Origin of the sequence: Sphingomonas lenta (assembly GCF_002288825.1) — a bacterium.
Lineage (GTDB): Bacteria > Pseudomonadota > Alphaproteobacteria > Sphingomonadales > Sphingomonadaceae > Sphingomonas > Sphingomonas lenta.
Genome location: NZ_NSLI01000003.1, coordinates 445,061 through 459,445, shown reverse-complemented (window position 1 = coordinate 459,445; position 14,385 = coordinate 445,061). Strand labels below are relative to the sequence as shown.

The following is a 14,385-nucleotide window of genomic DNA, read 5'->3' as shown; positions in this document are numbered from 1 at the left end:
CCGCCCCTCCCATGCCCGCCCCGCTCATCATCGCCGTCCCCAAGGGCCGCATCCTCGCAGAAGCTTTGCCGCTGCTCGAGCGCGCGGGCGTGCGGCCGGAGCCCGCCTTCTCCGACGAGGACAGCCGCGCGCTTCGCTTCCGCACGGACACGCCCGCGATCGAGCTGATCCGCGTGCGCGCCTTCGACGTCGCCACCTTCGTCGCGCACGGGGCGGCGCAGCTCGGCATTGTCGGCTCCGACGTGCTCGCCGAGTTCAGCTATTCGGAGCTCTACGCCCCCGTCGACCTCGGTATCGGCCATTGCCGCCTCTCGGTCGCCGAGCCCGCCGACATGGCCGCGACCGACGACCCCCGCGGCTGGAGCCACGTCCGCGTCGCCACCAAATACCCGCACGTCACCCGCACCCATTTCGCCGCCCGCGGCGTCCAGGCGGAGACGGTCAAGCTCAACGGCGCGATGGAGCTAGCCCCCACGCTCGGCCTTGCGCCGCGCATCGTCGACCTGGTCAGCTCAGGCCGCACGCTCCGCGAGAACGGCTTGGTCGAGGTAGAGGTGATCGCGGAGGTCACGAGCCGCCTCGTCGTCAACCGCGCCGCCATGAAGACCCGCGGCGACGTCGTCCCGCTGGTCGACGCGTTCCGCCGCGCGGTCGCACCCACACCGTTCGTTTCGAGCGCAGTCGAGAAACGGGAGGGTACGCACGCGCACCCGCTTCTCGACTAGGCTCGAAGCGCACGGAAACCGATCATGATCCTGCTCCGCACCACCGACCCCGACTTCGCCGTCCGCTTCGACGCGCTCGTCGACGACCGCCGCGAGTCCGCCGCCGATGTCGGCCGCGACGTCGCCGCGATCATCGACCGCGTGCGGCGGGAGGGCGAGGCGGCGGTCGCCGACTACACCGCCCGCTTCGACCGCCACGACCCGTTCGAGACCGGCTGGTCCATTCCTCCCGAAGAATGCGAGCGCGCGTTCGACGCGCTCGACCCAGGCCTGCGCCAAGCGCTCGAGCTCGCCTCGACACGCATCCGCGCCTATCACGACCGCCAGCGCCCCGCCGACACCGCCTACACCGACGACGCCGGCGTCCGGCTCGGCGCACGCTGGCGGCCGGTGGACGCGGCGGGCCTTTACGTCCCCGGCGGCCGCGCGGCCTACCCGTCGTCCTTGCTGATGAACGCCATCCCAGCAGCCGTCGCGGGCGTGGAGCGGCTGGCGATGGTCACGCCCACCCCAAACGGCCGGGTCAACCCGCTCGTCCTCGCCGCCGCCCATGTCTGCGGCATCACGGAAATCTGGCGCGTCGGCGGCGCGCAGGGCGTCGCCGCGCTCGCCTACGGCGCCGGCCCGATCCGCCCCGTGGACGTAGTCACCGGCCCCGGCAACGCCTGGGTCGCCGAGGCCAAGCGCCAGCTCTACGGCGTGGTCGGCATCGACATGGTCGCGGGACCGTCCGAGATCGTCGTCGTCGCCGACGCGCAGAACGACCCCGACTGGATCGCCGCCGACCTTTTAAGCCAGGCCGAGCACGACACCGTCACGCAATCCATCCTGTTCACCGATGACCAGGCTTTTGCGGAAGCGGTCGCCGCCAGCGTCGACGCGCAACTCGGCGAGCTCGCCACCGAACCCGTCGCCCGCGTCGCCTGGGAGACGAACGGCGCGATGGTCGTGGTCGAGCGCCTGGAAGACGCGATCCCGCTCTGCGATCGCCTCGCCCCCGAGCACCTCCAGCTCGCGGTCGACGACCCCCAGCCGCTGTTCGAGCGCGTCCGCCACGCCGGCTCCGTCTTCCTCGGCCGCCACACGCCCGAGGCGATCGGCGACTACGTGGCCGGCCCCAACCACGTCCTCCCCACCGGCCGCCGCGCCCGCTTTGCCAGCGGCCTGTCGGTGCTCGACTTCATGAAGCGCACCAGCTTCCTCCAGCTGGACGAGACGTCCTTGCGCGAACTAGGCCCCGCCACCGTCGCGCTGGCGCAAGCCGAAGGCCTCCCCGCCCACGCCAAGTCCGTCGCCCTCCGCCTACGCCTGAACCGCTGATCCCCATCCCTCTCCCGCTTTCGCGGGAGAGGGACAGGCTCGCTTGTGAGCCAGGGTGAGGGCCCGCTCTTGATCCGGACACTACCTTCACCCTGCGGCTACGCCGCTGTCCCTCTCCCGCGAAAGCGGGAGAGGGGAAAGTAGAAGGGCTGACACCCTCGCCCTTACCCCCTACATGCGCCCGTCCATGTCCCAGACCCGCACCCGCCCCAATCCGCGCAACGCCGCGCGCACCCGCGCCCGCGCCGCCGCGCGCCTCGCCGCCGTGCAGGCGCTCTACCAGTCCGAGATGGAGGGCACCCCCGTCCCCGCCCTCCTCCACGAGTTCCACCAGCACCGCATCGGCGCGGAGATCGAGGGCGTCGAGTACGCCGAGGCGGACGTCGACTTCTTCGACGACCTGGTCAAGGGCACGCGCGCGCGCCTCCCCGAGATCGACGGCCTCATCAGCCGCCACCTGTCCGAGAGCTGGGTGCTCGACCGCCTCGACAAGCCCATGAAGGCTATCTTACGCGCCGGCACCTACGAGCTCCTCGCCCGCGCCGACGTCCCCGTGGGCGCGGCGATCAGCGAATATGTCGACGTCGCCCACGCTTTCTACGAGCGTCGCGAAGCCGGCTTCGTCAACGGCGTCCTCGACGGCGTGGCCAAAGAGGCCCGCGCGGCTTGATGGGCGACGTCGTCAACCTCCGCCGCGCCCGAAAGGCCAAGGTCCGCACCGACGCCCAGACCCAAGCCGCCGCCAACCGCGCCGCCTTCGGCCGCACCAAAGCCGAGAAGCAGGCCGACGCCGCGGAAGCGGAACGCCGCGAGCAGGCGCTGGACGGGGCGAAGCGCGAGGGCTGACTTCAACCGCCGGAGCCATGAGGTTACGACCGGCACGTGACCGAGTCCGACCTCCTCTCCCTCCTCCGCACCCTCCCCCTCCACCCCGGGGCACGCGACCTTCGCGACGACGCCGCGGTCGTGGCCGGGCTTGTGCTCACCACCGACACGCTGATCGAGGGCGTCCATTACCTCCCCATCGACCCGCCGGAGGACGTCGCGTGGAAGCTCCTCGCGGTGAACCTGTCCGACCTCGCCGCCAAGGGCGCGGAGCCGGAGGGCGTGCTGCTCAACTACGGCTTGCGCGACCCCGACTGGGACCAAACCTTCTTCGCCGGCCTGCGCGAAGCGCTGACCGCCCACGCCTGTTCGCTGATCGGCGGCGACACCGTCACCCTGCCGCCCAACGCCCCGCGCGTCCTGACCCTCACCGCGCTCGGCCGCAACGCCTCCGCGCCTCCGCGCGCCGGGGCCCGCCCCGGCGACCTCCTCTGGGTCACCGGCACCATCGGCGAGGCAGGCGCGGGCTTAGCCATCGCGCGCGGCGAACCCGGCCCGCCCGAACTCCTCCGTGCATATCGCCGCCCCACCCCGCGCCTCGCGGAAGGCCGCCTCCTCGCCCCGCACGTCCACGCCATGAGCGACGTCTCCGACGGCCTCCTGATCGACGCCGCCCGCATGGCCGAAGCCTCCGGCCTCGCGGTCACCATCGAGCTGAGCGCCGTCCCCCTCTCCCCCGCGTACCGCGCCCACTGCGGCGACACGCGCGGCGACCCCCTCGCCGCCGCGACCGCCGGCGACGATTACCAGCTCCTCTTCACCGCCCCGCCCGGCTTCGCACCGCCCGTTCCTGCGACCCAAGTCGGCGCGTTCGCCCCCGGCACCGGCCTCACGCTCACCCGCGACGGCGAACCCGTCCCGCTCCCCGCCCGCCTCGGCTACGAGCACGGCGGTTAAGCGCTTGCGTCACCCTCGCTAGCTGATAGCTTCCCGCCCCTAAGCGACCCGGCACACCGGGCGGTGTAACAGGGAAGGACGTTCCAAGGCATGACAAGCGTGTACATCGCGATCGCGTGCGGGATCCTCGCCGTGATCTACGGCGCGATCACCAGCGGCCAGCTCCTCAAGCTCTCGGCCGGCAACGAGCGGATGCAGGACATCGCGTCGGCCATCCAGGAAGGCGCCAAGGCCTATCTCGGCCGCCAATACACCACCATCGCCGTGGTCGGCGTCATCGTCGCGGTGGTCGTCGCGGTGACGCTGAGCCTCACGTCGGCGGTCGGCTTCGTGATCGGCGCCGTCCTGTCGGGCGTCGCGGGCTATATCGGCATGAACATCTCGGTGCGCGCCAACGTCCGCACCGCGGAGGCCGCGCGCGGCTCGCTCCAGGGCGGCCTCACCGCCGCGTTCCGCTCGGGTGCCGTCACCGGCATGCTGGTGGCGGGCCTCGGCCTCCTCGCGATCGCCGTGTTCTTCTGGTACCTGGTCGAGGTGGCGGGCTACGCGCCCGACGCCCGCATCATCGTGGAAGCCCTGACCGCACTCGCCTTCGGCGCGTCGCTCATCTCCATCTTCGCGCGTCTCGGCGGCGGCATCTTCACCAAGGCCGCCGACGTCGGCGCCGACCTCGTCGGCAAGGTCGAGGCGGGCATCCCCGAGGACGATCCCCGCAACCCCGCCGTCATCGCCGACAACGTCGGCGATAACGTTGGCGACTGCGCCGGCATGGCCGCCGACCTGTTCGAGACCTACGTCGTGACGCTCGGCGTGACGATGATCTCCATCGCGCTCCTCGTGCAGGCGTCCTCCGAGGAGCTGCTCCGCCTCATGGCGCTGCCGCTCATCATCGGCGGCGTGTGCATCGTCACCTCCATCATCGGCACCTATTTCGTCCGCCTCGGCCGCGGCGAGTCGATCATGGGCGCGCTCTACAAGGGCTTCTGGGCCTCCGCGCTGCTCTCGATCCCGGCGATCTACGTCGCGACCCGCTACACGCTGGGCGACCTCGACCGCACCATCGGCGGCGCAGGGTTCCTCGACGCGGCGGGCGACGAGCTCACCACCAGCTTCGACGAGATCGGCGAGACCGCGCCCGGCGTGACGGGCGTCAGCTCGGCCAGCGTCGACAGCTTCACCGGCATGGACCTGTTCTGGTGCATGCTGATCGGGCTGGCGGTCACCGCGCTCATCATCTGGATCACCGAATACTACACCGGCACCAAGTACCGCCCGGTGAAGTCGATCGCCCGCGCGTCGGAGACGGGCCACGGCACCAACGTCATCCAGGGCCTCGCCATCAGCCTCGAGGCGACCGCGCTCCCCACGCTCGTCATCGTCGTGGCGGTGGTCGCCGCCTATCAGCTAGCGGGCATCATCGGCATCGCCTTTGCCGCCACGTCGATGCTGGCGCTCGCCGGCATGGTCGTGGCGCTCGACGCCTATGGCCCGGTGACCGATAACGCCGGCGGCATCGCCGAGATGGCGGGCCTGCCCGACGAGGTGCGCCACAAGACCGACGCGCTCGACGCCGTGGGCAACACCACCAAGGCGGTGACCAAGGGCTACGCGATCGGCTCGGCGGGCCTCGCCGCGCTCGTGCTGTTCGGTGCCTACACGACCGACCTGGACGAGTATTTCCCCGACCTCACCGTCGATTTCAGCCTCTCCAACCCGTACGTCATCGTCGGCCTGTTGCTCGGCGCGCTGCTCCCCTACCTGTTCGGCGCGTTCGGCATGACCGCGGTGGGCCGCGCGGCGGGCGCGGTGGTCGAGGAGGTGCGCGAGCAGTTCCGCCTCAACCCCGGCATCATGGAAGGGACCAGCCGCCCGAACTACGGCCGCACCGTCGACCTCGTCACCCGCGCCGCGATCAAGGAGATGATCGTCCCCTCGCTGCTCCCGGTGCTCAGCCCCATCGCCGTCTACTTCATCATCACCGCGGTGGCGGGCCAGGCCAACGGCTTCGCGGCCTTAGGCGCGATGCTCCTCGGCGTGATCGTCTCCGGCCTCTTCGTCGCCCTGTCGATGACGTCGGGCGGCGGCGCCTGGGACAACGCCAAGAAGTACATCGAGGACGGCAATTACGGCGGCAAGGGCTCGGAAGCCCACAAGGCCGCGGTGACGGGGGATACGGTGGGCGACCCGTACAAGGACACGGCGGGGCCGGCGGTGAACCCGATGATCAAGATCACGAATATCGTGGCGCTGCTCCTTCTCGCAGCACTGGCCGGCGGCCAGGGCTGAGAGGAGGACCTACGCAGCGCCCCGGCCGGCGGCCGGGCGGGGCTCCCGTCCCCGCCCGAGCCGTCCGACGGCGCGGCCCCGCCGCGACGCACCTCTGACTTACTTCAGCCCGCCTTTGGCGGGCTTTCTTTTTGCCGATCCGACGTGCACGCCACCCGAACGACGCGGCTCCGCCGCGGCGGGACGCACCTCATCGATTTTGCATCCGTTTCGGATCGTCTCGTTGCGTTCCCGGTACGTCGGAAGATCGTTCTCTCACGGGGCGATACTCACGCTGTGAATGGGTGCGGGGGCTCCATCAACTGATAACATCGACGCACGCGCGCTCGACGCGTTCGTCGCCCGCTGGCGCGCGAACGAGGGCGGCGCGGAGCGCGCCAACTACGTCCTGTTCCTGACGGAGCTCTGCGACCTGCTCGGCCTGCCCCGTCCCGACCCGGCTGACGCGACCCACTACCGCAACGACTATGTCTTCGAGCGCGTCGTGGATGCGACCGATACGGACGGCCGCATCAGCCATCGCCGCATCGACCTTTATCGGCGCGGCTGCTTCGTGCTCGAAGCCAAGCAGAGCCGGGAGCCGGGCAGACCCAAGGAGGTCCACCCCGCTCCCGAGCAGCCCGCGCTACCGGGCCTGCCCCCGCCCGAGCGCGGCCGCCGCAGCGCCGCGCGCGGTTGGGACCTGCTGATGCGCAACGCCCGCGTCCAGGCGGAGGACTACGCCCGCGCCCTGCCCGCGTCGCACGGCTGGCCACCCTTCATCCTCGTCTGCGACGTGGGCCACGTGATCGAGCTATTCGCCGACTTCTCCGGCCAGGGTAAGGCGTACCGCCAGTTCCCGGACCGCGCGACCTACCGCGTCTACCTGGACGACCTGTACGACGCGCAAGTCCGCGACAGGCTACGGGCGGTGTGGCTCGATCCGCTCTCGCTCGATCCCGCGCGCGAGTCCGCGAAGGTCACCCGCGACATCGCCGGCCGCCTGGCGCAGGTCAGCCGCTTGCTGGAAACGCGCGGTCAGGATCCCGGCAAGGTGGCCGACTTCCTCATGCGCTGCCTGTTCACCATATTTGCGCAGAGCCCGGACGTGCGCCTGCTCGATCCCGGCGACTTCACCGAACTGCTGGACGACGCGCGCGCGAACCCGGACAGCTTTCCGAAGCTTCTGGAGGATCTCTGGTCCGGCATGGACAAGGGAGAAGTGTCGGCTGCGCTCAGGAAGCGCGTGCGCCGCTTCAACGGCGGGTTGTTCAAGCATGCACGCGCCATCCCGCTCGAGCGCGAGGAGATCGGCGAACTATACGAGGCGTCCCGCTACGATTGGACGCAGGTCGAACCCGCCATCTTCGGCACCTTCGTCGAACAGGCGCTCGACCCCGCGGAACGCCGCCGCCTCGGCGCGCACTACACGCCGCGCGCCTATGTGGAACGGCTCGTCGACGCCACGGTGATCGAGCCGCTGCAGCGCGAATGGGCGCATGTGCTGGGCACGGTCGAGCGCGAGCGCGCGGGCGACCGCGAGGCGGCGATCCGCGCCGTCCACGACTTCCACGTCAAGCTGGCGCGCACCCGCGTCCTCGACCCCGCCTGTGGCACGGGCAACTTCCTCTACATCGCGCTCGAACTGATGAAGCGTCTTGAAGGCGAGGTGCTGGAGGTGCTCGTCGACTTGGGCGGCCAGGAAGCGCTCGCGCTGGAGACGGAAACCGTCCACCCCAAAAATTTCTTCGGCATCGAGCTGAACCATCGCGCCGCCGCCGTCACCGAACTCGTCCTCTGGCTCGGCTACATTCAGTGGCAGCTGCGCAACCGCCAAGCGATCACCGACCCGGTGCTGGAGGAGCTCAGCACCATCCGCCGCGGCGACGCCGTCCTCGCACATGGGGGCGAGCGCTTCGGCCCCGATGGTGCCAGCCTCGGCTACGCCGACCCGCGCCGACCCGATTGGCCGGAGGCCGACTACATCGTCGGCAACCCGCCCTTTATCGGCGGCAAGGACCTGCGCGGTCGGCTGGGAGACGAGTACGTAACTGCTCTCTGGAAAGCCCATCCCAAGATGGGTCGCTCGGCCGATTTCGTCATGTACTGGTGGGACCGCGCCGCCGAACGGCTGACGGAGAAGGGCGGGCGCCTCAAGCGCTTCGGCCTGGTCACGACCAACTCGATCACGCAGGAGTTCAGCCGCCGCGTAATCGCCCGACGGATGGACGGGCGGTCGCCGATCGGCGTCGTGCTGGCGATCCCCGACCATCCCTGGACCAAGGCGACGCGCGACGCCGCCGCGGTCAGGATTGCGATGACGGTGGTGGAGGCGGGGGCGCCCGAAGGAGGGCTGCTGGCGGTGGTCGAGGAGCGCGGCCTCGACACGGATGCGCCGGTGATCGAGTTCGTGGCCCGCCGTGGCGTTATTGGACCCGATCTGACCTTGTCCGCCGGCGCGACTAGTTTGCCTGGTCTCCGCGCCAACGCCGACCTGTCCATGCGCGGCGTAGAATTCCACGGTGAGGGATATGTCCTTACCGCACGCGAGCTGACGCTGCTCGCCACCCCCGGCGATCTCCGTCCCTATGTCCGACCTTTCATCGCGTCGGGTGATGTAAAGTCCGGCATGTTCCGCGACCGGTATGTCCTCGACCTGCACGATCTCGGGCAAGAAGAGGTGCGTCAGCGCTTTCCGGCGATCTATCAGCATCTCCTCACCACCGCTCGGCCCAGTCGAGCGAAGAACCGCGTGAAACGGCGACGGGAGGAATGGTGGAAGCTTGCGCTTCCGCACGAAGATCTCCGTTCGGGCATCGCCGGCCTCGACCGCTATATCGCGACGGTGGTCACCGCTAAGCACCGCAACTTCATATGGGTGCCGGGCGATCATTTGCCCGATCAGGGCTTGATGGTGATCGCCTCTAACGATCCGTTCGTGCTCGGCGTCCTATCGTCGCGCATGCATCTGGTCTGGACGTTGCGGCTCGGGGGCACGCTGGAAGACCGACCGCGGTACAACAACACGTTGGTGTTCGACACCTACCCCTTCCCGGTCGCCAACCCCTCCCAGCGCGCCCACATCGGCCGGCTCGCCGAAGAGTTGGACGCGAACCGGAAGGAGGTGCTCGCCGCATACCCCGACCTGACGCTGACCAACCTCTACAACCTGCGCGACAAGGTCGCCGCCGGCAAGCCGCTCGACCTCGTCGAGCAGGACCAGCGTGCCCGCGGCCGCATCGACCTGCTGATCGACCTGCACCGGCTGATCGACGCCGCCGTCGCCGACGCGTACGGCTGGCCCGCCGACCTCCAGGAGGAGGAGGTCGTGGCCCGCTTGGTCGCGCTCAACGCTGAGCGCCGCGCCGACGAGAAGCGCGGCCATGTCGAGTGGCTCAGGCCGGACTACCAGCTCGGGCGCACTAATGCCGCGCGACTGCCGACCGGCGGGCCCGAGCAGATGGAGGCGCTGCTACCCGACACCCGCGCGCGCAAGCCGACCTTCCCTCGCGACTTGGTCGGCCAGACCGCGGCCGTATTCGACGCGCTCAGCAGCGGCGGCGCGCTCACGGCTTCCGACATCGCGGCCCGCTTCGCGCAGGGCCGCCGCGCCGAGCCGCGTATCGCCGCCACGCTCGCCGCACTCGCCCGGCTCGGCCATGCGGCGAGCGAGGCGGATCGCTTCCGCCTGCGCCGCGCGGCTTGAGGCTTGCCATGTTGGAGATCGCCCGCCACGCTCCCGCCCCATCGCTCTTTGACATTGCCGGACCCGCCCCGCCCACCCATATCGGCTAGGCACGCTCGCCGCGTAACATAGTTGCCGGCGGACGTAACGGAATTGCCGAACGGGCGTGGAATGTGTGAAGCGTTCCGCCGCCGGCCCTCGTTCTTGGCGTGTACTTTAGTGAACTTCCAAATCGGCGCGGGCGCGGCTAAGGCGCGGCGCGACCCATTCGAAAGAGAAACCTGCTTGGCGAAAGAAGAACTGCTCGAGATGCGCGGCCAGGTGGTCGAACTGCTCCCCAACGCGATGTTCCGCGTGCGGCTGGAGAACGACCACGAGATCCTGGGCCACACCGCCGGCAAGATGCGCAAGAATCGCATCCGCGTCCTCGTCGGCGACGAGGTGCTCGTCGAGCTCACCCCCTACGACCTGACCAAGGGCCGGATCACCTACCGGTTTAAATAGGGAGGTTGCGCCCCTCCCCTCCTCGTCACCCCGGCCTTGAGCCGGGGTCCCGCTTCTTCTCTCGGATGGCGGGACCAAGCGGGACCCCGGGTCAAGCCCGGGGTGACGAAAGATGGATTTAGTCCTCGCCTCCACCAGCCCCCGCCGCCTCGAGCTCGTCCGCCGTCTGGGCGTCGAGCCCGCCCGCGTCGCCGCGCCCGCGATCGACGAGAGCCCGCGCCCGCGCGAGCTCCCCCGCGCCTACGCGCTCCGCATGGCGGTGGAAAAGGCGCACGCCGTCGATCGCGGCGGGCACGAGGTCGTCCTCGCCGGCGACACCACGATCGCGCTCGGCCGCCGCATCCTGCTCCCCGCCGACACGGTCGAGCTCCAGCGCGAGCTGATCGGCATGTTGTCGGGCCGCCGCCACCACTGCCTGTCCGCCGTCTGCGTGATCAACGCCGAAGGCAAGGTCCGCACCCGCCTGTCCGACACGATCGTCGCCTGGAAACCGCTCTCGCCCCAGGAGATCGACGCCTATCTCGCGTGCGGCGAGGGGCTCGGCAAGGCGGGCGGCTATGCGATCCAGGGCCGCGCGGAAGGCTTCGTCCGCTTCCTCCACGGCAGCCATTCGGGCGTGGTCGGCCTGCCGCTGTTCGAGACGCGCGCCCTCCTCCGCGCGGCCGGGCTCCCCGTTGGCTGAGTGCCAATGATCGAATGGTGGTACGAGGCCGGCATCGGCGAGAACCGCGCCGCGCTGGTCGAGGGCGACCGCATCATCGAAGCCGCGATCGAACTGCCCGGCCGCCTCGCGGTCGGCACGATCGCCCCCGCCCGCCTCGTCGAGCTCGGCCCCGCCCGCCAGGGCCGCGTCACCCTCGACACCGGCGAGGAGGCGACGCTCGACCCCGTGCCCCCCGCCGTCACGCAGGGCGCGCGCCTCACTGTCCGCGTCGTCCGCGAGGCGATCCCCGAGCCCGGCCGCCCCAAGCTCCCCAAAGCGGTCGCCACCGACGACGCGCCCGCCCCCGGCCCGAGCCTGCTCGACCGCATCGCCGCCACCGACCTGCCCGTCCGCACGCTCCTTCCCCACCAGCCCGATGCGCTGGAAGCCGCGGGCTGGTCCGAGCTGCTCGACGAGGCGGAAACGGGCGAGATCGCGTTCCCCGGCGGGAGCTTACGCATGAGCCCCACGCCCGCGATGACGCTGTTCGATATCGACGGCGGCCCGCCGCTCGACCGCCTGGCGCTCGCGGGTGCCCAGGCCGCCGCCGCCGCGATTCGTCGCCACGGGATCGGCGGCTCGATCGGCATCGACTTCCCGACGCTGTCGGGCAAGGCCGAGCGTCAGGCGGTCGCCGCCGCGGTCGACGCCGCGCTTCCCCAGCCTTTCGAGCGCACGGCGGTGAACGGCTTCGGCTTCCTCCAGATCGTCCGCCCCCGCCCCCGCGCCTCGCTCCCCGAGCTGCTGCGCGCCGATCCGATCGGCGCCGCCGCCCGCGCGAGCTTGCGCCGCCTCGAACGCGAGCCCCCCGGCCCGCCCCGGCCGGTCAAGCTGCCGCCCGCCGTCCTCGCCCGCATCGAGGCGGAAGGCTGGGACGTCGAGCTGATGCGCCGCACCGGCCGCATGCCTATATGGGACCGGTCATGAAGTGCCCCATCTGCGGCGCGCCCGCCGCACCCGAATACCGCCCCTTCTGCTCGCGCGGCCACCGCGACCGCGACCTGCTCATGTGGTTCGACGAGGGCTACCGCCTGCCTGGCAGGCCCGTGTCGGACGAGGACGCGGAAGGGCTGGACAGCCCCGGCGAGCGCGACTAAAGGCCGCGCTCCGACGCGGAAGCGGTTCGGGCCCAGGTAGCTCAGTTGGTAGAGCATGCGACTGAAAATCGCAGTGTCGCTGGTTCGATTCCGGCCCTGGGCACCTCGCCGCTCGGCTGCGCCGAGCATGGCTCGGTGCGGACACGAGCAAGAGCGGCCGGCCTCGGCCAAACCGAGGACCGACGACGCGGGCTTCGCCCGCGGCGCTACCCCGCCCCTTTCGCCCTCCGCCTATACGCGTGCAGCAACGGCTCCGTGTACCCGCTAGGCTGCCCCACCCCCTCGAACACCAGCGCCCGCGCCGCCCGGTACGCCAGCCCGTCCGGCGTCAGCTCCCGGTACAGCGGATCCCCCGCATTCTGCGCGTCCACCTTCGCCGCCATGCGCGCGAACGCCTGGTCCACCTCGTGCGGGGTACACACCCCGTGCAGCAACCAGTTCGCCATGTGCTGCGAGGAGATGCGCAGCGTCGCCCTGTCCTCCATCAGCCCCACGTCGTGGATGTCGGGCACCTTGGAGCACCCCACCCCCTGGTCGACCCAGCGCACCACATAGCCGAGTATCCCTTGCGCGTTGTTCTCCAGCTCTTCGCGCACCTCGTCCGGCCGCCAGTTGCGCCCGTTCGCCAGCGGCACGGTCAGCAGCCCGTCCAGCCCCGGCATCGCCTCGCGCGCGATCTCCCGCTGCCGCTCGAACACGTCCACCTCATGATAGTGCAGCGCATGGAGCGTCGCCGCGGTGGGGGACGGCACCCAGGCCGTGTTCGCGCCCGAGCGAGGGTGTGCGCCCTTCTGCTCCAGCATGTCGGCCATCCGGTCCGGCGCGGCCCACATGCCCTTGCCGATCTGCGCCCGGCCCGACAGCCCGCACTGGAGGCCGATCGCCACGTTGCGCTTCTCGTAAGCGTCGATCCAGGGCGCCGCGCGCATCTCCGCCTTGCGGATCATCGGCCCGGCGCGCATCGCGGTGTGGATCTCGTCGCCCGTCCGGTCGAGGAAGCCCGTGTTGATGAACACGATCCGGTCCCTGACCGCGTGGATGCAGGCGGCGAGGTTGGCGGAGGTGCGCCGCTCCTCGTCCATAACGCCCACCTTGATCGTGTGACGGGCGAGGCCCAGCAGGTCCTCGACCGCGTCGAACAGCCGGTTCGTGAACGCGCACTCGTCCGACCCGTGTATCTTGGGTTTGACGATGTAGATCGAGCCCGCCCGGCTGTTCCTGAACCGGCCCAGCCCGAGCAGGTCGTGCATCCCGATCAGCGCCGTGACGACCGCGTCGAGCACGCCCTCGGGCGCTTGGCTCCCGTCCGGCAGCAGCACCGCGGGCGTGGTCATGAGATGCCCGACGTTGCGCACGAACAAGAGGCTGCGCCCCGGCAGCGCCAGCGTGGACCCGTCCGGTGCCGTATACTCCCGGTCGGGGTTGAGTCGCCGCGTCAGCGTGCGCCCACCCTTCTCGAAGCTCTCCTCCAGGTCGCCCCGCATCAGCCCCAGCCAGTTGGCGTAGGCCGCCACCTTGTCGTCCGCGTCCACCGCCGCGACCGAATCCTCCAGGTCGACGATCGTGGTGAGCGCGCTCTCCAGCACCACGTCCGCCACCCCGTCCGGGTCGTCGCGCCCGATCGGGTGCGCGCGGTCCACCACGACCTCGACGTGCAGCCCGTTGTGCCGGAACAGCGGCGACGGCCCACGCCGCCCCACCAGCTGCGGATGCGCGCCGCCGCCCAGCGCATCCCGCCAGCCCGGCACCGCCCCGTCGAGGAACGCGCGGGCCCGCGCGATCACCTGGAGTCCACGTTCCGGATCATAGCCGCCCGGACGCGGCGAGCCCGGCAGCGCGTCGGTGCCGTAGAGCGCGTCGTAGAGGCTGCCCCAGCGCGCGTTCGCGGCGTTCAACACGAACCGCGCGTTCAGCGACGGCACGACCAGCTGCGGCCCCGCGGTCGTCGCGATCTCCGGGTCGACAGCCGTCGTGCCGATCGTGAACGGCTCAGGTTCAGGGACAAGATAGCCGATCGAGCGGAGGAACGCCTCGTCCACCGCCCCGCCCGCCGCGTAGCGCGCATCGATCAGCGCCTGCAGCTCGTCCCGCCTGGCGAGCAACGCCCGATTCTCCGGCGCGAAACGCGAGAAGATGTCGGCCACGCCCGCCCAGAAGCGCTCGGGCTCCAAACCCGTCCCCGGCAGCGCGCGCTCCTCGACGAAGCGCGCCAGCACGCCCGCGACCCGAAGGCCCGCACGGTCCAGCATGTCGGTCAACTACACCCTCCTCGTCACAGCTTCGGCCATCATGCCTGGGGAGGGC

At 70.6% G+C, this 14,385-nt stretch carries 12 protein-coding genes and 1 tRNA gene; 12 read left to right on the top strand and 1 reads right to left on the bottom strand.

Features of this window, described 5'->3' with window-relative positions:
* Positions 1-11 precede the first annotated feature (11 nt).
* From hisG to CKY28_RS09380, 12 genes are all read left to right on the top strand, one after another.
* Positions 12-725: an ATP phosphoribosyltransferase gene (hisG, locus tag CKY28_RS09440; RefSeq protein WP_095998077.1), complete on the top strand. Its 714-nt coding sequence runs from the start codon at positions 12-14 to the stop codon at positions 723-725.
* A 24-nt stretch (positions 726-749) separates the two neighbouring features.
* Positions 750-2,045 carry a histidinol dehydrogenase gene (gene hisD, locus CKY28_RS09435; protein ID WP_095998076.1) on the top strand — a complete coding sequence of 432 codons (1,296 nt, stop codon included), beginning with the start codon at positions 750-752 and terminating at the stop codon, positions 2,043-2,045.
* A 187-nt stretch (positions 2,046-2,232) separates the two neighbouring features.
* A complete protein-coding gene (gene nusB, locus CKY28_RS09430; RefSeq protein ID WP_095998585.1) occupies positions 2,233-2,715 on the top strand; it encodes a transcription antitermination factor NusB in 483 nt (160 codons plus the stop codon).
* Positions 2,715-2,891, top strand: coding sequence for a DUF4169 family protein (locus CKY28_RS09425; protein ID WP_095998075.1), 177 nt, complete (start codon positions 2,715-2,717; stop codon positions 2,889-2,891). The genes nusB and CKY28_RS09425 overlap by 1 nt, the downstream gene beginning before the upstream one ends.
* A 36-nt stretch (positions 2,892-2,927) precedes the next feature.
* Positions 2,928-3,827, top strand: a complete 900-nt coding sequence (gene thiL, locus CKY28_RS09420) for a thiamine-phosphate kinase (RefSeq protein ID WP_095998074.1) — start codon at positions 2,928-2,930, stop codon at positions 3,825-3,827.
* A gap of 90 nt (positions 3,828-3,917) precedes the next feature.
* Positions 3,918-6,113, top strand: coding sequence for a sodium-translocating pyrophosphatase (locus CKY28_RS09415; RefSeq protein WP_095998073.1), 2,196 nt, complete (start codon positions 3,918-3,920; stop codon positions 6,111-6,113).
* Between the two features lie 280 nt (positions 6,114-6,393).
* Entirely contained in the window at positions 6,394-9,798 is a 3,405-nt protein-coding gene (locus CKY28_RS09410) for a class I SAM-dependent DNA methyltransferase (protein WP_095998072.1), read from the top strand.
* A gap of 264 nt (positions 9,799-10,062) precedes the next feature.
* Complete coding sequence (infA, locus tag CKY28_RS09405) at positions 10,063-10,281, top strand: translation initiation factor IF-1 (protein ID WP_003049127.1); 219 nt, start codon at positions 10,063-10,065, stop codon at positions 10,279-10,281.
* Between the two features lie 112 nt (positions 10,282-10,393).
* A complete protein-coding gene (locus tag CKY28_RS09395; RefSeq protein ID WP_095998071.1) occupies positions 10,394-10,963 on the top strand; it encodes a Maf family protein in 570 nt (189 codons plus the stop codon).
* A 6-nt stretch (positions 10,964-10,969) separates the two neighbouring features.
* Positions 10,970-11,911: a ribonuclease gene (locus CKY28_RS09390; RefSeq protein WP_095998070.1), complete on the top strand. Its 942-nt coding sequence runs from the start codon at positions 10,970-10,972 to the stop codon at positions 11,909-11,911.
* The gene (locus CKY28_RS09385; RefSeq protein ID WP_095998069.1) at positions 11,908-12,081 is read left to right on the top strand and encodes a DNA gyrase inhibitor YacG; all 174 of its coding nucleotides are present in this window, start codon (positions 11,908-11,910) and stop codon (positions 12,079-12,081) included. The genes CKY28_RS09390 and CKY28_RS09385 overlap by 4 nt, the downstream gene beginning before the upstream one ends.
* A 30-nt stretch (positions 12,082-12,111) precedes the next feature.
* Positions 12,112-12,184 (top strand) — tRNA-Phe (locus CKY28_RS09380).
* 103 nt (positions 12,185-12,287) lie between these two features.
* On the opposite strand, the gene CKY28_RS09375 is transcribed toward CKY28_RS09380, so the two are convergent.
* Positions 12,288-14,330 (bottom strand): malate synthase G, encoded by a 2,043-nt coding sequence (locus CKY28_RS09375; protein WP_095998068.1) that lies wholly within the window; start codon positions 14,328-14,330, stop codon positions 12,288-12,290.
* Between the last annotated feature and the right edge of the window lie 55 nt (positions 14,331-14,385).

Excerpts from the sequence above, each read along its gene's own strand:
- nusB (WP_095998585.1), top strand. The coding sequence starts at position 2,233 with ATGTCCCAGACCCGCACCCGCCCCAATCCGCGCAACGCCGCGCGCACC.
- CKY28_RS09425 (WP_095998075.1), top strand. The coding sequence starts at position 2,715 with ATGGGCGACGTCGTCAACCTCCGCCGCGCCCGAAAGGCCAAGGTCCGC.
- hisG (WP_095998077.1), top strand. The coding sequence starts at position 12 with ATGCCCGCCCCGCTCATCATCGCCGTCCCCAAGGGCCGCATCCTCGCA.
- CKY28_RS09375 (WP_095998068.1), bottom strand. The coding sequence starts at position 14,330 with ATGCTGGACCGTGCGGGCCTTCGGGTCGCGGGCGTGCTGGCGCGCTTC.
- CKY28_RS09415 (WP_095998073.1), top strand. The coding sequence starts at position 3,918 with ATGACAAGCGTGTACATCGCGATCGCGTGCGGGATCCTCGCCGTGATC.
- CKY28_RS09410 (WP_095998072.1), top strand. The coding sequence starts at position 6,394 with ATGGGTGCGGGGGCTCCATCAACTGATAACATCGACGCACGCGCGCTC.
- hisD (WP_095998076.1), top strand. The coding sequence starts at position 750 with ATGATCCTGCTCCGCACCACCGACCCCGACTTCGCCGTCCGCTTCGAC.
- CKY28_RS09390 (WP_095998070.1), top strand. The coding sequence starts at position 10,970 with ATGATCGAATGGTGGTACGAGGCCGGCATCGGCGAGAACCGCGCCGCG.
- CKY28_RS09385 (WP_095998069.1), top strand. The coding sequence starts at position 11,908 with ATGAAGTGCCCCATCTGCGGCGCGCCCGCCGCACCCGAATACCGCCCC.
- CKY28_RS09395 (WP_095998071.1), top strand. The coding sequence starts at position 10,394 with ATGGATTTAGTCCTCGCCTCCACCAGCCCCCGCCGCCTCGAGCTCGTC.